Genomic DNA, 18,398 nt, shown 5'->3' with positions numbered 1-18,398 from the left:
CGGATTCTTCCGAGACACGGTCTGAGAATAGTCGATAAATGGCCCTATCCGGCAAACGGCAGAAGCACCACTTGGCGTCCCGTCTTCAAGCTCGCGGCCAGCGTTCTCGGTTGGATACTGCCGAACGACGACCCGGGAGACATTTTGTGCTTGATGGTTCGGAAAGACGCCGTGCCCGATCCGGCTCGATATTGATTAGGAATCATCAACGGGGCAGCTTGCCATACATTGCGAGTGTGGGGGAGAGACCCGTGATTCTCCGCAATACTTGTTGCGCTCGTTTCTGCCCTTCACCCCACCTAATTGATCTTCGGGAAACCTCCTCTCCTTTTCGCCTGCGTTACGGCGCGCTCGAAATATTATGTCTACTTGGCGATCGACATGGCGTGCGCTGGGGGCGCGCCCGCTCGGTACGATCTGCACGCCTAACCTCGGCTGACCCGGACGTAGCCTCGTCGCGGGAGTCTGGAAGACCGCAGCCCCTGGTCGGGACAACCAGCCGACCTAGTTCGGCAACCAAATGATGCGGCTATGAAACGCCACTGGGAAAACTCCCAGGCCGGCGAAGAGCCGCCCCCTGACTCGAGCGAATCGGCGATTGTTCGGGGACCGGTTCCGGTTGCGGCGCTTCGAACCGTTAAGCTACAAGGACCCTAGAACCCTATCCACGGCCACAGGGGAAACAGATGAAAAGATCGCTGGCAGTTGTTGTGCGGGTTCTCTTGATCGCGGGGATGACGTTCGTCGTCACGAGCATAGCGTCCCAGGCGCAGGCTCAATCCCAGAAGAGGAAAGCCGCCAAAGCCCAGGCGCAGGCCGCCGCCGCGCAACCGCATCTCGACGAGGCCTACCGCAAGCTCAGGCGCGCGCACTACGTGCTCGGTCAAGCCTGCAAAAACCTTGGCGGTAACCGAGCGAAAGCAAATCAACAAATCGAACAGGCATTGAGCGAAGTCCAGGCCGGGATTACGGCCGAGCACGGGAGCGTGCCCACGGTCTCGGAGTCCTCGGACATAAAAGTTACACCCGGACAGCTCCATCCCTACGTGCACGACGCTTTGCGGGAGTGCAAAGAGGCCAAGACTCAATTGCAGGCCGCCCAGGCTGCGGGCGGTCATCGCGACAGGGCCATCCAGTACATAGATGCGGCTGAGCCGTACCTGCAGGCGGCGACCCTGGAGCCGGCCTGTCACTGAAGCGGCCTACGCCTTCGCCGCCGACCGGAGCCTGCCTGTCCCGGTACTACTTCGGAGGATGATGCGGGTTCTGCTTGCCGGCGCGAAGGCGCGGGTCGGCCGAGGAGACGCATACCGAGTTGTGGTAGAGCCAGAGCTTGAACTGGATATTCAGCGACGTCATGTCGCCGCTGCCGTACATCCGCACCATGTTGTCGCGCTGCTCCTCGCATCCGGCCGCGGTGTCGGAGGAGTCCATCTGGTTCCACTGGCTGAGCGGCGCGTCGAGCTGTAACGGGCCGGGCGGATCGGGCGGACTGAACGGCGGCGTCAGCAGATACCAGGCGGCGAGCAGGCCGAGCGCGGCTGCATGGCGAAGCTCGGGGAACCTCACGATGCAGGGATTGTAGCGTCCGTGCCGCCGCCAGGAAACCGAACGGGAATCGTTCGATAGACAGGGCGCGACGCCCTTTTTTTACGACAGCGGGCGCCGCCGCGGCTGCGGAGCGACGAGCGCCGCGCGCTCCTTGAGCTTCGCCGTCGAGCGCGGCTTGCGTCCGAGGTCGGCGAGCGTGCGCCGGATCGCGAGATCGTCGGGCGCGAGTTCGCTGGCCCGTTCGAGATACACGAGCGCCGTGGCGATCCTTCCCATCGCGGCCGCCACGCGCCCCAGCTCATGCAGGACCCCGGGGCCGTCGCCGCCCGCCTCGCGCGCCTTGCAAAGGATGCGGAAGGCCCCCGAATAATCCTCGCGCGAAGCGAGCAGCGCACCGAGGCCACGCAGAGCGATGAGGTTGAGCGGGTCGAGCGCCAGCGCCTCGTTGAAATGGGCGAGCGCGTTGCGCGTCGCGCCCTTGCGCCGCAGGTCCTCGCCGGCTTCGGCCATCCGCGCCGCCTCCTCGGAAAAACGCCGTCCGCCGGCCTCGACTTCGATCCGTTCGACGCCGACTTCGGCTTTCAGGATCCTGATCCGCGGGCCGAGGTACTCGCGCAACCGGTCGATTATTGCGTCGTGGTCGCCGGCTCCGTTTTCGAGAAAGATAAAGCCGAGGCCGTCGCCGATATGGTCCTCGCGCCGGATGACGATGCGGGTCGTGGCGGCGCGCCCGCGCGCCGCGCGTGCCTTTCCATCGCTTCGGTTCGGCGGTGTGTCAGACCCGTTCATCGGGATCGAACAGTTTGCGGTACTCGTCGAGGGCGAAGCGGTCGGTCATCCCGGCAATATAGTCGGCGACGACGCGCGCGAGCGCCTCGCCGTCAACCTCGATCCGGCGCAGCACATGGCCGGGCATCTGGCGCGGCTCGCTCATGTAAGTTTCGAACAGGCGCTCGAGCACCCTGCCCGCCTTGCCGGTCATGCGGCTGACCCGGTAATGGCGATAGAGCCGCTCACGCATCAACTGCTTCAGCTCGTCCACCATCGGAGCCATCGCGGGGCCGAAGCGCGCGAGCGCGCGTCGCGCGCGCCGCACGTCGTCGACGCTCAGAATCGAGTTGCGCTCGAGTTCCGCGTTGATATTGGCCACGAGGTCGGTCACCATCGCGTCGATCATCCGGATCACGGTCTGATAGCGCACCACGCCCCGTTCGGCGTGCGCGCTGGCCTCTCGCGCCGCGGCGGCGGCCTGGTGGAACAGGCGGGTGCCGTTGAGGTCATCCACCGTGAGCATGTCGGCCTTGAGCCCGTCGTCGACGTCGTGCGCGAGATAGGCGATTTCATCGGCGAGGTCCACGATCTGCGCCTCCAGGCATGGGAAGAGCGCGGAGTCGAATTCCGCCGCCGCGGGCCGCAGCTTGAACTCGGAGTGTTTGATGATCCCCTCGCGCACTTCGAAGGTCAGGTTGAGGCCGCGGAAATTCGGATAGCGCACCTCGATCCAGTCCACCGTGCGCAGGCTCTGCGCGTTGTGATCGAAGCCGCCGTGCGGCTCCATCAGCGCGCTCAGCGCCCGCTCGCCGGCGTGGCCGAACGGCGTGTGGCCGAGATCGTGCGCAAGCGCGACCGCCTCGGCGAACTCCGAGTTAAGTCCGAGCGCGCGCGCGATCGTGCGCGTGATCTGCGCGGCTTCGACCGTATGCGTCAGGCGCGTGCGATAATAGTCGCCCTCGTGATTGACGAAGACCTGGGTCTTGTATTCGAGGCGGCGAAAGGCGGCGGAATGGACGATACGGTCGCGGTCGCGCTGGAACGCCGTGCGCATCGGATGGGGCGGCTCGGGAAAGCGCCGCCCGCGGCTCATCCGCGAGAGCATCGCATAGGGCGCGAGCGTGCGCGCCTCAAGTTCTTCGAGGTCCTCTCTGTTGCGCAGCATCCTGATGCACCGCCGGGTCCGGCGGAACGCTGATGCAAAGCCTACCACGACTGGCGCGGTGCGCCGAAGCGCGCGCGCTCTTGGCTGTCAACAGATGCCCCCGGGTGCGCGCAAAAGCCGCCAGGATCGCGCGGGCTCGCGTATTTCTCAAGCTATTGGGCGAGCCTATAATCGTCCCGGGTGGGCGGATGACGACGCGGCGGTGGATCTGGCTCGCGATGGTCGTGTGCGTGACGGCGGCGGGATGCGCCGCGCAGCAGCCGGCACCGAGCGTCACGTCCGCGCCAGGTGCACCCACGCCGGGTGCGATTCGCTCGGTAGTCGGCAAAGCGTCATGGTACGGGCCCGGATTCGACGGCCATCCGACTGCGACGGGCGAAATCTATAATCAGGACCAGATGACGGCCGCGTCGAGCATCTTTCCGCTCGGCGCGCGCGTGATCGTGACCGATCTGGGCAGTGGGCGCGCGGTCGAGGTGCGAATCAACGATCGCGGCCCGTTTCGCAAGGGGCGCAAGATCGATCTCTCTTACTGCGCGGCGCGCGCGCTCGGGATGGTGGGGCCGGGAACGGCGCTGGTGCGGATGGACCTCATATCGACGCCGGAGGTCGATCCCGCGGGCGTGCCGCAATTTTTCGTCCAGGCGGGATCGTATGCCGACGAGAGCAACGCCGAGAACATCCGCGTCCGCCTTGCCGCCTACTACCCAGACGTAAGGTTGAGCGAGCTTGATACCGCGGGCAGGCGCTATTACCGTGTGCGGATGGGTGGGTTCGCGACCCGCGAGCAGGCCCAGGCGCGCGCGGCCGCAACCGCGCGCTTCGGACTGCCGGTCATAATCGTCAGCGAATGAAAGAGCCCACCCGCCCCGTCGCGCCGCACAGCCGCCCGTCTTTCTCGCGCAGCCTGCTGCCTTTCCACCGCAGTCTGTTCCCGCGTAGTCTTGTAATTTCGCTTATTGCCGCCGCGATCCTGGCGGTGACCGGCGCACGGCACGTCCGCGCGCAGGCCGAAGGCGGCAAGGTCACCCAGGAGCAGGCGGCCGCGGTCGAGCGGACGGTGCAGGAAGTGCGCCTGCTCAAGCTCACACACAAGGTGCCGGTCGAAGTCCGTAGCAGCGAAGAGGCCGGCAAGCTGTTGCAGGCGGAGTTCGAGAGCGAGTACACGACCGACGCGATCGAGACCGATGGGCGCGCGGGCGCGCTGATCGGATTGTATCCGCCGGGGCTCGATCTCAAAGCCGCCAACATGAGCCTGCTCGAGAGCCAGGTCATCGCATTTTACGACTTCAAAAAGAAGACCATGGTGATCGTGAAGGGCGCGATCGAGCGTGAGTTTCCCGGCCAGCCGCCGGAGCTGCAGAGCAAGCTCAACGGCATGATCCTGGCGCACGAATTCACCCACGCGCTGCAGGACCAGAACTTCGACTTCGGCGCCAGGGACGAAGCGCTGAAGAACAACGGCGACCGCGCGCTCGCGCTGCACTCGGTGGCCGAGGGTGACGCCACTATCGCCGGCTATGCCTGCATGCTGGGCCGCATGGACTCCGTGATCCTCGCCGCGCTGATCGCCAACCTGGGGAGCTTCTCGCAAACCTTCACCGGCGCGGCCGCCGGAGTGCCGCGCGGCGTGTCTGAGCCGCTGATTTTCCAGTACACCGACGGGGTCAAGTTCGTCGCCGAGGCCTACCAGCGCGGCGGCTGGAAGGGGGTCGACAAACTTTACGCCGAGCCGCCGCAATCCACGCAGCAGATCATCGATCCGTCGCTGTACTTCGAGCACCCCACCCTGCCCTCCACGGTGACCGTCGCGGGCTACCAGGCGCAGCTTGCCGGATGGCGCAAAGCCGACGAGGACACGCTGGGCGAGCTTGGCCTCCGTATCGTTCTCGAGAACACGCGCGGCACGGCGTCGCCCGACCTGGCGCTCGCCGCCGGATGGGCGGGCGACCGAATCGTGATGCTGCGCAAGGGTGAAGCCACCAGCGTGATCTGGCTGCTTGCCTTTCGCGATGCAGATTCGGCGTCGCGTTTCGCCGGCCTCTATCGCAAGGTCCTCGATCACCTGCGTGGCCATCCCGCGGCGCATCGAGTCGAGCTCAAGGACAGCGCAGTCCTGGTCGTGGTCGGCGAAGCGGCCAATCATTACGATCGGCTGGGTTCCGCGGTATGGAAAGCCAGCACCATCGCGGCGCCGCCCCCGGCGATTACACCGGGCAATCCGTCGCTGCATGTGAGCGCTCCGCCCGCTTCCCTGATGCGGCCGCGCCTGCTCGCGGCCGGATCACACCGGCTTGCAGACGCATACTGATGCGCTCGCGGCCTGCATCATCGGTTCCTTCACTGCTCCTCCGCTTTGGCGCCGCGATGGCGCTGCTCGCGCTGGCCGGATGCACCAATGCGGTTGTGAGCGGGGGCCAGGTCAATATCGCGCACGCCGAGGCGATTTATACCGACGTACAGGAGTTGCGCCAGCTCCATTTCAAGACCGAGGTGCCGCTGGTGCTGATGGACCAGGGGCGGGCCGACTTTGTGATGCAACGCGAATTCGAGAACCATCATGACCCGGCCGAGCTGCGGCGCGCGGCGGCGGTCGGCGAGCTTGTGGGGCTCTATTCTTCGCCGACCAATCTCGAGAGCCAGACGATGCGCGTCCGGAGCAGCCAGGCCGTGGCCTTTTACGATCCGCAGGATCGGGAAATGGTTCTGGTCAAAGGCAAATCGGAAACCGGCTTCTGGTCGAGGATCGCGGGCATTTTCCGGCGCCGGGATTCGACCAGCGAGATGCTCATCGCGCATGAATTGACCCACGCGCTGCAGGATCAGTACTTCGGCGCGCACACGGCGATCGATCGAATCGCCGACAACGATGATCGCCGCCTCGCGCTGAAGTCGGTGGTCGAGGGCGATGCGACGCTGGTCGGTTACGGCTACTTAAGAGGCATCATCGACGCCGAAACCATAAACGATCTGCTCGCGCATCTCGGAGACATGCCGCAGGTTTTCGACCTTCAATCGCCGGACACGCCGGCGGCGCTGCGTGATTCGCTGACCTTTCAGTACACCGACGGCGCGCGCTTCGTCGGCCAAATCTTCCTGCAGGGCGGCTGGAATGCGGTGAATGCGCTTTACACCAATCCGCCGGTCTCGACGCGCGAAATCCTGAATCCGGCGCTCTACCTGGGCCGCGTCGCGCCGCTCAGGATAGCCGTCGGCGGATGGGCTCGGGTGCTCAAGGGATCGCGCGAAATCGGGCAAAACACTTGCGGCGAACTGCTCCTGCGCGTCATCCTGACGCGCGGTTCGAGCGGCGCGGCCCGGCTCGCGAACGGCTGGCGCGGAGACCGGATGGCGGTGTTGCGGGACGAGAGCGGTGCAACCACGGTGGTCTGGATCGTGGCGCTCGCCGACGATACGAGCGCGGCGGCGTTCAGCCAGGTCTATGAAGGAATCCTCGAGCGCAATGCGATCGGCGGCGTTCCACCGCTCCACTACGTCGAGCGCCGCGGCACGTCGGTGCTCGCGATCATCGGTCCGGGCGCGGTGCAGTCGGCCGACCTCGCACCGGCAGTGTGGCGGGCGAGCACGATCAGGGTCGCTGCTCCGCCGGGCGCTTAAGCACGAGCATCTCGCGAGCCTTGGCGATAAGCGCCTGTTCGCTCGGATGGGTTGCGCGCGCCAGCGCATCCTCGAGGCTCAGCCACGCGACTTCGTCGGTCTCGGCGTCGTGAGCTGAAATGTCGCCGCCCGCATGTTCCATCAGGAAAAAATGGACCCGCTTGAAGATTCGCGTGATCATGTCGCGGTCTCGCTCACGCGAAGAATAAACGTAGGAGATTTCGCCGAGCGGTTCGATCTCTCCCACGGTGAGGCCGCTCTCCTCCCGGGCCTCGCGTATCGCAGCCTGCGCTACCGTCTCGCCCTCTTCGAGGTGTCCCTTGGGCAACACCCAGGTGCTGCGGCCGGCCGGGCGCACCAACACCACGCTTACCGATCCGTCGCTGCGGCGGCACCAGATGAGCCCGCCCGCGGAGACTTCGCGGCGGCTCTTGATCTTCGGCTTTGCGCCCTGCCGCCCGGATTTGGATTTCGCCCGCGCCATCTGACTAGCCTACATCGCCGAGGCTGAAGCCGAAATCCAGCATTCGCATGAGCGCCGCGCGGGCTCCCGCCGACTCCGGCAGCTCCAGGGCCGGATCGCGTTCGAGCCAGCGCTCGGCCATCGCCCGCGCCTGCTCGATCAGCCGGCCGTCGCGGATGAAATCGGCAAAGCGTAGCGGCAACGCGCCGCTTTGCCGCGCGCCGAGCAGATCGCCGGGGCCGCGCAGTTCGAGGTCGGCGCGGGCGACCTCGTCGCCGGTGGCCGCTCGGACCATCACCTCAAGGCGTGCGCGCACCCCCTGCTGGGCGCGCGGGCCCTCGCCGTTGGACACCACGAGGCAGCATCGCGACGCCGCGGCGCCCCGCCCCACTCTGCCCCGCAACTGATGCAATTGCGCAAGGCCGTAGCGCTCCGCCGCGATCACCACGATCGCGCTCGCCTCGGGTACGTCGATTCCGACCTCGACCACCGTAGTCGAAACGAGCAGATCGAGCCCGCCGTCGCGAAACGCGCGCATCGTGCGCTCCTTGTCCGCCGGGCGCATCCTGCCGTGCAGCGTGCCGATCCTGAACGCGCCGAGCGGCCCCGCGCCCAGGCGCCTGGCGGTTGCCGCAACTGACAGCCGCTCGTCGCCGTCCTCTTCGCTCTCGATCAGCGGAACGATATAAAAGGCGCGCCGTCCGGCCCGAAGTTCGGCGCCGACGATCGCGTCGACCTCGCCGATTTGGTCCTCACCGAAGATTTCAGTCAGTACCGGCGTTCGTCCCGGCGGCATCTCGTCGAGCGCCGAAATGTCGAGATTGGCGAGCAGGGTCAGCGCGAGGCTTCGCGGAATCGGCGTCGCGGTCATCAGCAGCACGTGAGCGGTGGGGCCCAAGGCCTTCAGGCGCACGCGATCGAACACGCCGAAGCGATGCTGCTCGTCGATGATGGCCAGGCCCAGGTTGCGGAGCGCGACGCCTTCCTGGATGAGCGCGTGCGTGCCGAAGACGATCGGAATCGCGCCGGAGGCGAGCAGACGCAGCGTCCGCATGCGCTCCGCCGGCGGAGTCTTGCCGAGCAGCAGGGCGGCCGGCATGCCCAGCGTGCCGCATAGCGCGACGAAACTCCGGTAATGTTGCTCGGCGAGCAGTTCCGTCGGCGCCATGATCGCGACCTGCCATCCGGATTCGGCCGCGCGCAGCGCCGCCCACAGCGCGACCAACGTCTTGCCGCTGCCGACGTCGCCCATCAGCAGGCGGTTCATCGGATGCGCTCGCGCAAGGTCGGCACCAATCTCGCCGATCGAACGGAGTTGCGCGCGCGTGGGCGTAAACGGCAGCGTTTCGAGCAGGCGCGCCGTCAGGCGCGGCGGCACGTTCATCGGCGCGCCCGTGCGCCGTGCTGCACGCCTGCGATCGATCGCCATCGCGAGCTGGAACGCGAACATCTCGTCAAAGGCGAGCGCGCGATGAGCCGCCGTGTCTCCAAGCTCGAACTTCGCGGGGTCCGCGTCGGCGGGTGGCTGATGGAGCGTCCGCAATGCCTCGCCGAGCGCCATCACGCCGGCCTCGGCTCGCAGCGCGGCCGGCATCGCGCCCTCGACGCGCGCGGGCATCGCGGCCAGCGCCTGCGCGATCAACCCGGCATAGACGCGCTGACCAATCTCGGAAGGCAATCCGTACACCGGACGCACCGCGGGCGGGGCGCCTGACTCCAACGGATAAACCTCGGGATGGACAATTTCCAATCCGCGGTCGGGGCTCTCGTTCACGCGGCCGTGCATCACGACCCGCTCGCCTTCAGGCATCCGCCCCTTCATATAGGCCGGCAGATTGAACCAGACCACCCGGACACGGGCGCCGTCCGCGCCTTCGAGCCAGGCGGTCGCCATCCGCCGCCATCGCATCCCGCGCATCGGCCGCTCCTTGAGCCCGACGAGACGGCCTTCAACGACGACGGAGGCCGCAGGCTTAAGTTCCGCAAACGGCGTGCGCGAGCGCCAGTCCTGGTAGTGCAGCGGAAGGTTGAAAAGAAGGTCGGCGACGGTGGTGACTGAGCGCTCGGCGAGCGCCGCAGCGCGCTTGGGCCCTACTCCGCTAAGGGCGCTTAGCGGAGATTGCATCTCAAGCGGCATCGCGCGCGAAGATTGGGCGAATCGAAGGGCGGCGGCAGATTATGCGCGGCGCTTTCGGCAGGCGGTCATCGGTTTATTTCTCGATTGCTTTTCCCTGCGCCGCCGTTCGAGTGATAGTCCTGCAGCGCGCGAACCTCGAAGGGTCTGTCCTTAAGCGCTGCGATTCCCTCGACCGCCGCCTGCGCGCCCGCCATCGTGGTGCAAAACGGCAGGCGCATCTCGAGCGCCGTGCGCCGGATCGAAAACGAATCGGCCGTGCCCGACGCATCGGGCGTGTTGATTACCATCGCGATCTTCCCGTCGCGCATCAGGTCGACCACGTGAGGCGATCCCTGGGCGACTTTGTTGACGACGGCGCACGCGATGCCCACGCCCTCGATATGGCGCGCAGTGCCGCCGGTTGCCACAAGCTCGAAGCCCATCGTGGAGAGTCCGCGCGCGATCGGCTCCAGCACCGTCTTGTCCTCGTCGCGCACGCTGATAAACACGCGCCCGTCCGTGGGGAGATCGGTCGATGCGGCCAGCTCGGCCTTGGCGAAGGCCATCGCGAACGTCCGGTCGATCCCCATCACTTCGCCGGTCGATTTCATTTCGGGGCCGAGGATGGTGTCCACGCCGGGGAAGCGCACGAAAGGAAACACCGACTCTTTGACCGATACGTGGTCGGGCGTGCGCTCGGCCGTGAACCCAAGGTCGGCGAGCTTCCTGCCGGCCATCACCAGCGCCGCCAGTTTGGCCAGCGGCACGCCGATCGCCTTGCTGACGAACGGGATCGTGCGCGAGGCTCGCGGGTTGACCTCGAGGATGTAAACTTCGCTCTCGAAGATCGCGAACTGCACGTTGAGAAGGCCGACGACGCCGAGCTCGAGCGCCAGCATCCGCGTCTGGCGCATCAATTCTTCCTGCGCCGCGCGGTCGAGCGTGCGCGGCGGCAGGGCGCAGGCGCTGTCGCCGGAATGAATCCCGGCGTGCTCGACGTGCTCCATCACGCCGCCGATTACCACGGTCTGGCCGTCGCTGATCGCGTCGACATCGACCTCGATCGCGCCCTGGAGGTAGCGATCGACCAGCAGCGGGCGTTCTTCGGACGCGAGCAACGCCTGCTCGATGTAGCGGCGCAATCCGGCCTCGTCGGCGACGACTTCCATTGCGCGTCCGCCGAGCACGTACGACGGGCGGATCAGCACCGGGTAGCCGATTTCCGCCGCCCCGCGAATCGCCTGGTCAAGACCGCGCGTCAGCACCCCGCGCGGCTGCTTGAGGCCGAGCTTGTCGACCAGGGTATTGAAGCGCTCGCGATCCTCGGCGCGATCGATGGCATCCGGCGAGGTGCCGAGGATCGGCACGCCTGCCTGCTCCAGCGCAACGGCGAGCTTGAGCGGCGTCTGCCCGCCGAACTGCACGATCACGCCGGTCGGGCGCTCGCGCTCGGCGATCGCCAAGACGTCCTCGAACGTCAGCGGTTCGAAGTAGAGGCGGTCGGAGATGTCGTAGTCGGTCGAGACCGTCTCCGGATTGCAATTGACCATGATCGTCTCGAAGCCGGCTTCCTTGAGTGCGAGACTCGCGTGCACGCAGCAGTAGTCGAACTCGATCCCCTGGCCGATACGGTTGGGGCCGCCGCCGAGAATCATCACCTTGGGGCGAGCGTCGGGCGGCGCCTCGTCCTCGCCCTCGTAGGTCGAATAGAGATAGGGCGTGAAGGCCTGGAATTCGGCGCCGCAGGTGTCGACCGCCTTGAACACGGGCGTCACGCCCGCTTTGCGCCGCCTGAGCGCCACCGCGGCCTCGTCGAGGCCCGTGAGATCAGCGATTCGGCGATCGGAGAAGCCGGCCTCCTTGGCCTCGCGGAGCAGCGCCGCGTCGAGCGGACCGTTCCTGATTCGCGCTTCGCTCTCGACGATCTCGGCGATTGCGTCGATAAACCACGGGTCGATGCCGGTCAGCTGATGGATCTCCTCGCGCGCCATGCCCAGGCGCACCGCGTCGGCGAGATAGTAGAGCCGATGGCTGTTGGGCAGCGAAAGATGGGCGCGGACGGTAGCGAGAGCGGCCGCCGCGCGCAGCCCGGCCGTGCGGCTTTCGAGCCCCCACGAGCCGATCTCCAGCGACCGGAGCGCCTTCTGCAGCGATTCCTTGAAGGTGCGGCCGATCGCCATCGCCTCGCCCACCGACTTCATCTGCGGTCCGAGCTCGTCGGCCGCGCCGCGGAACTTCTCGAACGCGAAACGCGGAATCTTGGTTACCACGTAGTCGATGGTGGGTTCGAAGCAGGCGGGGGTCATCCGCGTGATGTCGTTGGGAATCTCGTCGAGGCGGTAGCCCACCGCCAGGCGCGCCGCGATCTTGGCGATCGGAAAGCCGGTGGCCTTGGAGGCCAGCGCCGAACTGCGCGAGACGCGCGGATTCATCTCGATCACCACCATGCGCCCGCTCCTGGGATCGATCGCAAACTGGATATTTGACCCTCCGGTATCGACGCCGATCTCGCGAATGATGCGGAGCGCGGCGTCGCGCATGATCTGATATTCCTTGTCGGTCAGCGTCTGTGCCGGCGCCACCGTGATCGAATCGCCCGTATGCACGCCCATCGGGTCTAAATTCTCGATCGAGCAGACGATCACGACGTTGTCTGCCCCGTCGCGCATCACTTCCAGTTCGTATTCCTTCCAGCCCTCGACCGATTGTTCGATCAGCACCTCGTGGTTGGGCGACATCTCCATGCCCCACTGGACCTTGGCGCGGTACTCAGCGGGATCGCGCGCGATCGAGCCGCCGGTGCCGCCGAGCGTGCGCGAGGGCCGGATGATGAGCGGAAGTCCGAGGCGCGCGCGGATCGCGTCGGCCTCTTCATGCGAGTGCGCAACGCCGGACTCCGGCACCTGGAGCCCGATCGCGATCATCGCCTGCTTGAAGAGGTCGCGGTCCTCGGCCTTCTTGATCGCGGCGAGCTTTGCGCCGATTAGTTCGACGCCGTAACGCTCGAGCACGCCGCTTTCGGCAAGCTCGATCGCCAGGTTGAGCGCGGTCTGGCCGCCGACCGTGGGCAGGAGCGCGTCGGGGTGCTCGCGGGCGATAATCCGTTCGAGCGCCGCCGCGGTCATCGGCTCGATATAGGTGCGATCCGCCAACTCCGGGTCGGTCATGATCGTGGCCGGATTCGAGTTGACCAGGATGAGTCTTAGACCTTCCTCGCGGAGCGCCTTGAGCGCCTGCGTGCCCGAGTAGTCGAACTCGCAGGCCTGGCCGATCACGATCGGACCCGAGCCGATCAGCAGCACCGATTTCAGATCCTTGCGTAGCGGCATCAGACGTCCAGGGCGGCGCCGCGCTCTTCAGCCGCGATACGGTCGAGCGCCTCTGCGCCCGAGCGCGGGAATTCCTCGACCAGCCGGCGAAAGCGCGCGAACAGGTAACCCGCGTCGTGCGGTCCTGGCGACGCTTCCGGATGGTACTGCACGGAGAAAAACGGCATCCCGACTCCGCGCAGTCCCTCGACCGTCTTGTCATTGAGATTGAGATGCGACAGCTCCGCGCGTCGCTGGAGCGATTCGGCGTCGACCGCGAAGCCATGGTTCTGCGACGTGATTTCGACCTTGTGCGTACGCAGATCCATCACCGGATGGTTGGCGCCATGATGGCCGAAGCCGAGCTTGTAGGTGCGCCCGCCCAGCGCGAGACCCAGAATCTGATGGCCGAGGCAAATCCCGAAGATCGGTTTGCGTCCGAGCACGCCGCGCACGGCCTCGCTCGCGTAAGGCAGCGCCGCCGGATCCGCCGGGCCATTGGAGAGAAAAACGCCGTCGGGATTGGGCGCGAGGATGTCGTCTGCGGTTGCGGTCGCCGGCAGCACGCGCACGCGAAAGCCGCTTGCAACCAGGCGATGCAGGATGTTGCGCTTGATTCCGTAGTCGAGAGCTACGACCAGCGGCGCGTCGCGCATCTCTTCCTTCGAGGGCCGCCGGTAGCCGGCTCCGAGTTCCCAATCGCCGAGATCCCAATCGTAGGGCTCGGCGCAGGTTACCTCCTTCACCAGGTCGTGGCCCACCAGTCCGGGTGAGGCCTTGGCGCGCGCGACCAGTGCGTCGGCGTCGAGCGTGACGCTCGAAATCACCGCCTCCTGCGCGCCGTGGGTGCGGATGTGTCGCACCAGCGCGCGGGTGTCGATTCCCTCGATTCCCGGCACGCCCGCGCGTTCGAGATACTCGCCGAGCGTCATCTCCGAGCGCCAGTTCGACGGCCGCGGGCGGTAATCTTTGACCACGAAGCCCTCGACATGAACGCCCGCGGACTCTGCGTCGTCGGCATTTATACCCACGTTGCCGATCTCTGGGTAGGTCATGCACACGATCTGTCCCTTGTAGGATGGATCGGTCAGCACTTCCTGATAACCGGTCATCGCGGTGTTGAAGACCATCTCACCCACGGTCTCGCCGATCGCGCCAAAAGCGCGGCCGCGAAAGACCCTGCCGTCGGCCAGCGCCAGGATTGCTTCGCGCGATGCGCTCACGCTCGCATCTCCGCTCTGCCGTCGTAAACCACGTCGCCCGCGACCATGGTCAAGATCGCCCTGCCTTTCAACCGCCGCCCGGCAAACGGGCTGTTACGGCTCTTTGAAATGAATTTCGCCGGTTCCACCGTCCATTCCATATTCGGATCGATTAGCGTGACATCGGCGCGCGCGCCTTCCTCCAGCGTGCCGCCTTCAATTCTCAGCAACCGCGCCCCCCCGAGCGACATCAGTTCGACCATCCGCGCCGGACCGATCGCGCCGCGATGGACCAGCGCGAGCGCAAGCCCGAGCGCGGTTTCGAGCCCCACGACGCCGTTGGCGGCCTTGGTCAGCGCCTCGCCGTCGCTTTCGCCGAGGCGCCCGCAGTCGTGCTCCGCGCTGAACAAACCCGCCAGCCGCTCCATCCGCTTGGAGTGCGGATCGTGCGGCGCATGATCGGTCGCGATCATATCTATCGTGCCGTCGGCGATCGCCGCTACCACGGCCTCGACATCACGGGCCGCGCGCAGCGGCGGCGCCATCTTGGCATTGGGGCCCCATCGCAGCACCGCGCGATCGTCGAGCGTGAAATGATGCGGCGTCGCTTCGCAGGTGACCTGCGCGCCCTGCTTGCGGGCGGCGCGGATGAGATCGATAGAGCGCGCGGTAGATACGTGCGCTATATGGACCGGCGCGCCGGTGCCAATCGCCAGCGCCAGGTCGCGCCGGATGCGCTCGGTTTCGGCCGCGGCCGGCGCGCCGGCGACGCCGAGATGCTTCGAGACCTCGCCCGCGTTGATCGCGCCTTTGTCGGTAAGCGCGCGGTCCTCCTCGTGCAGCGAGATCGCGAACCCCAGCTTCGCGACCTCTTCCATCGCGCGCGCCAGCACGGCCTGTTCGTCGATCGGAATTCCGTCGTCCGAGAAAAGGCGCGCGCCGGCTTCGGCCATCGCGGCAAAGTCCACCGTTTCGCGGCCGCCGAGCCCTCGCGTCACGGCAGAGACGGGAATCAGGCGCGTCGCGCGCGCGGCCGCGGCCTGCTCGAGCATGTAGCGCGTCACCTCGGGACGGTCGTTGACCGGCGACGTATTCGCCATCGCGGCGATCGTGCAAAAGCCGCCGGCCGCCGCTGCGCGCAACCCGCTTGCGATCGTTTCCTTCTCCGGGAAACCCGGGTCGCGCAGATGGACGTGCGGGTCGACGAGCCCCGGCACGACCCAGCATCCCGCCGCGTCGATCACGGTCGCGCCCTCGACCTCGCCCAGCCGGCCCGGCGGCTCGATCGCTTCGACCACGCCCTCGTCAATCAGCAAGTCGCAGCTCTCGTCGACTTCGCGCGCCGGATCGATTAGCCGCCCGCCGCGCAGCACAATTCGGCTCATCCGGCGGCCTCTCCCTCCTTGAGCGATTCGACCATCGAGTAGACGACCACGCGGTCCTGCGTTCGGGCGCGGCCGGGAGCGGCGCCTTCGGGGGCGGCCAGGCGCACCTGCACGCGCTCGGCGCGCGCGGTGGGGATATTCTTGCCGACGTAGTTGGGACGGATCGGAACGGCGCGATGGCCGCGATCGATCAGCACCGCGAGCTTGACCGCGGCGGGCCGGCCGCGTTGCCATAGCGCCGTCATCGCGCGCTGCACGGTCCATCCGCTGTTGATGACGTCGTCAACCAGCACGATCGTCCGATCTTCCACTTCGAGCGGACCGCCTCCGCTGCCGTCGAGCGGATGGAACGCCGCCTCACCGCCGAAGACGTCGAGTGCGACGCACGGCGGACGCACGTGGGACTCGGCCTCGATCAGATCGCGCAGGCGCATCGCGAGCATCGCGCCGTGGCTGACCACGCCGACGATCGTGACCGAGGCGAGGTCGGGCAAGTCGGCAGAGATTTGCGCGGCCAGCGCGCGGCAGGCCGCCGCCACTTCCTCGGCATTCATGATTTCGCGTTGCGGGCCGCGGCGGTAGGGTTCGTAACCGCTCTCCTCCGCCTGCTTGACGCTCTCGAACACCGCGAGCGACCCCTCTTCGATCCAGCTGCGCACGTATCCGTAGAGATTGCGGTCGAAGCGGTAGTAACGCCGCGTGCGCGCGTTACCGACGAAATCGATCTTGAGCTCGCGTTCGCAGAACTCGCATACCAGCGGCAGCGTCGAGGCGTCGGTCGAACGGCCCAGCCGAAAGCGCGGAGAGAGGTACGCGCCCTCGTGGCGGCTGATACATCCCGGGTTGGGACAGCGCGGGGCCGGATGCGACTTGAAGCGAATCGCGGCCGGCGGCGCGGCCGGGCGCACGCGTTCGGCGCCGTCCTGTTCGAGCAACCACGCGATGAGCGCCATCCGCACCGGCACCCCGGCGGCGGCCTGCTCGAAGTACACCGCGCGCGGGTCGGCGTCGAGTTCATAGGCCAGTTCATCGGTGCGCGGCAGCGGATGCATCACCACCGCTTCGTGCGTGCGGCTGGTCTTGAGCGCGCGCGCGTCGAAATGGCCGTACCCGCCGCCCGCGGCCTCCTTGTCGTCCATCCGCTCGCGCTGCAGACGCGTCAGGTAAAAAGCGTCGAGCGCGGCGGGCGCCGCCGCCGCCGGCAACGCGCCTTCAAGCGGCATGTCGGAGGTGAAGAGCGCCATCTGATGCGGCGCGTTGGGCGTCAGGTAGAGCGCGTCGATCCCGCCCGCCAGCGAGCGCAACTCTTCCATCGAGACGGTCGAAAGCCCGTACCTGCTCTCCGCGGCGATCCGCTCGAGCACGTAGTCCGGGACATTCATCCCGTTGTACGGCACGGCCACGATATTGGCGCCGAAGCGCGCCAGCGCGTAAATCAGAGAATGGACCGTGCGGCCGAATTTCAAATCGCCGCAGATCGCCACCGTCAGCCCCCGCAGATGGCCCTTCTTGCGGCGCAGGATGTAGAGGTCGCAAAGCGTCTGGGTCGGATGCTCGCGGCTACCGTCGCCCGCGTTGATCACCGGGCATGGCGCATACTCGGCCGCGACTCGCGCGGCGCCGTCGCGCGGATGGCGCACCACGATAACGTCGGCGTACGCGCCGACCACGCGCACGGTATCGGCCAGGGTCTCGCCCTTGGCGGCGGAGGAGGCGTGCATGTCGGGCGAGCTGATGACCGCGCCGCCCAACCGATGCATCGCGGATTCGAAGCTCAGGCGCGTGCGCGTGGATGGCTCGTAGAAGAGCGTGGCCATGATAAGGCCGTGGGCGCGATCGAGCGTCTCGCCGCGCTCGAGGCCGGTGGCGAACGAGTCCGCCAGCTCGAAAATCCGTTCGATATCCGCCGTCGTCAGGTCTTCGATCGAAACGATGTCGTTTTTCCCAAGGCGCGCCATCGTATTCAGAGCGACACTCAAGCCGCCGCCCCCCGCTTGGCCCCGCCGATCACGACCTCGTCAACGCCGTCGACCTCTGCCAGGCGCACGTAAACCCGCTGGTCGCGCGGCGCCTCGATATTGCGCCCGACATAGTCGGCGCGGATCGGCAGTTCGCGCTCGCCGCGATCCACGAGCACGGCCAGCTGGATCGATTCCGGATGGCCGAGGTCGGCCAGCGCGTCAAGCGCCGCGCGCACGGTGCGTCCGGTGTAAAGCACGTCGTCGACCAGCACCACGCGCTTGCGATCGAGCGCGAAGGCGATATCGCGACCGAGCAGGCGCGGATCGCCCGGCGCGCCGCGCCCGTCGTCCCGATACGAGGAGATGTCGAGCGTGCCGACCGGCACTGCGCGTTTGCCGCCTTCTGCCATTGCGTCGGCCAACCGTTCAGCGAGATGCGCGCCGCGGCGCACGACGCCGACCAGGACGATATTGGCCGCGCCTTCATTGCGCTCGAGGATCTCGTGCGCGATGCGCTTGACCGAGCGCGCGATCGCGCCAGCGTCGAGCGCCAGCGCCGGCTTGAAGTTCGCCTGCGCGCTCATCCTTGCGCGCGCGCCGATCCGCTTGCGCTCGCGCCTGCGGACGCCGATGGCGGCGCGGCGCAAAAAAACACCCGTCTGCGGGCGCAGCCGGGTACTGACAAATGCGATTCCATCGTTTCACCCTTTCCGCCCTCTCTGTGGCGGGTTAAAGGTCCATCTTCATTTTCCGCCCGCGATCGGGTTTGGGTCAAGGAGGCGCGCGAATCAGGCGGAGTTATATTTAAGATCGTTCCAAGCGATCCTGTGGATAACCTCGCCCTGTTAATAAATGTAT

At 66.7% G+C, this 18,398-nt stretch carries 14 protein-coding genes; 4 read left to right on the top strand and 10 right to left on the bottom strand.

Features of this window, described 5'->3' with window-relative positions:
• Positions 1-686: 686 nt before the first annotated feature.
• The gene (locus tag VMI09_11890) at positions 687-1,196 is read left to right on the top strand and encodes a hypothetical protein (GenBank protein ID HTQ25390.1); all 510 of its coding nucleotides are present in this window, start codon (positions 687-689) and stop codon (positions 1,194-1,196) included.
• 46 nt (positions 1,197-1,242) lie between these two features.
• On the opposite strand, the gene VMI09_11885 is transcribed toward VMI09_11890, so the two are convergent.
• The 3 genes from VMI09_11885 to VMI09_11875 form a co-directional block, all read right to left on the bottom strand.
• Positions 1,243-1,569, bottom strand: a complete 327-nt coding sequence (locus VMI09_11885; protein HTQ25389.1) for a hypothetical protein — start codon at positions 1,567-1,569, stop codon at positions 1,243-1,245.
• 81 nt (positions 1,570-1,650) lie between these two features.
• Positions 1,651-2,340: a tetratricopeptide repeat protein gene (locus tag VMI09_11880; protein HTQ25388.1), complete on the bottom strand. Its 690-nt coding sequence runs from the start codon at positions 2,338-2,340 to the stop codon at positions 1,651-1,653.
• Entirely contained in the window at positions 2,327-3,487 is a 1,161-nt protein-coding gene (locus VMI09_11875; GenBank protein HTQ25387.1) for a deoxyguanosinetriphosphate triphosphohydrolase, read from the bottom strand. Before VMI09_11875 ends, VMI09_11880 begins: the two co-directional genes overlap by 14 nt.
• A gap of 188 nt (positions 3,488-3,675) precedes the next feature.
• Here VMI09_11875 and VMI09_11870 point away from each other — a divergent pair, with 188 nt between their 5' ends.
• The 3 genes from VMI09_11870 (at position 3,676) to VMI09_11860 (ending at position 7,105) form a co-directional block, all read left to right on the top strand.
• On the top strand, positions 3,676-4,341 hold the full coding sequence (locus VMI09_11870; protein HTQ25386.1) for a septal ring lytic transglycosylase RlpA family protein: 666 nt from the start codon (positions 3,676-3,678) through the stop codon (positions 4,339-4,341).
• Positions 4,342-4,466: 125 nt separating this feature from the next.
• A complete protein-coding gene (locus VMI09_11865) occupies positions 4,467-5,798 on the top strand; it encodes a hypothetical protein (GenBank protein HTQ25385.1) in 1,332 nt (443 codons plus the stop codon).
• A 56-nt stretch (positions 5,799-5,854) separates the two neighbouring features.
• Complete coding sequence (locus tag VMI09_11860) at positions 5,855-7,105, top strand: hypothetical protein (protein HTQ25384.1); 1,251 nt, start codon at positions 5,855-5,857, stop codon at positions 7,103-7,105.
• Here VMI09_11860 and VMI09_11855 read toward each other — a convergent pair.
• The 7 genes from VMI09_11855 to pyrR all read right to left on the bottom strand — a co-directional run bounded on the left by VMI09_11855 (position 7,077) and on the right by pyrR (position 18,124).
• Positions 7,077-7,589: an NUDIX hydrolase gene (locus VMI09_11855; protein HTQ25383.1), complete on the bottom strand. Its 513-nt coding sequence runs from the start codon at positions 7,587-7,589 to the stop codon at positions 7,077-7,079. The two genes, VMI09_11860 and VMI09_11855, sit on opposite strands and share 29 nt — an antisense overlap.
• Positions 7,590-7,593: 4 nt before the next feature.
• Positions 7,594-9,693: an ATP-dependent DNA helicase RecG gene (locus VMI09_11850; protein HTQ25382.1), complete on the bottom strand. Its 2,100-nt coding sequence runs from the start codon at positions 9,691-9,693 to the stop codon at positions 7,594-7,596.
• A 77-nt stretch (positions 9,694-9,770) separates the two neighbouring features.
• Positions 9,771-13,013: a carbamoyl-phosphate synthase large subunit gene (carB, locus tag VMI09_11845; protein HTQ25381.1), complete on the bottom strand. Its 3,243-nt coding sequence runs from the start codon at positions 13,011-13,013 to the stop codon at positions 9,771-9,773.
• Positions 13,013-14,215 (bottom strand): glutamine-hydrolyzing carbamoyl-phosphate synthase small subunit, encoded by a 1,203-nt coding sequence (gene carA, locus VMI09_11840; GenBank protein ID HTQ25380.1) that lies wholly within the window; start codon positions 14,213-14,215, stop codon positions 13,013-13,015. Before carA ends, carB begins: the two co-directional genes overlap by 1 nt.
• The gene (locus VMI09_11835) at positions 14,212-15,579 is read right to left on the bottom strand and encodes a dihydroorotase (GenBank protein HTQ25379.1); all 1,368 of its coding nucleotides are present in this window, start codon (positions 15,577-15,579) and stop codon (positions 14,212-14,214) included. Before VMI09_11835 ends, carA begins: the two co-directional genes overlap by 4 nt.
• Complete coding sequence (locus tag VMI09_11830; protein HTQ25378.1) at positions 15,576-17,558, bottom strand: aspartate carbamoyltransferase catalytic subunit; 1,983 nt, start codon at positions 17,556-17,558, stop codon at positions 15,576-15,578. Before VMI09_11830 ends, VMI09_11835 begins: the two co-directional genes overlap by 4 nt.
• Positions 17,555-18,124, bottom strand: coding sequence for a bifunctional pyr operon transcriptional regulator/uracil phosphoribosyltransferase PyrR (gene pyrR / locus VMI09_11825; GenBank protein HTQ25377.1), 570 nt, complete (start codon positions 18,122-18,124; stop codon positions 17,555-17,557). Before pyrR ends, VMI09_11830 begins: the two co-directional genes overlap by 4 nt.
• Positions 18,125-18,398: the final 274 nt, after the last annotated feature.

This window comes from Candidatus Binataceae bacterium (assembly GCA_035500095.1).
In the GTDB taxonomy this organism is placed as follows: domain Bacteria; phylum Desulfobacterota; class Binatia; order Binatales; family Binataceae; genus JAKAVN01.
Note: the sequence above shows the minus strand (reverse complement) of the source record. Positions and strands in the feature narration are given on the sequence as shown.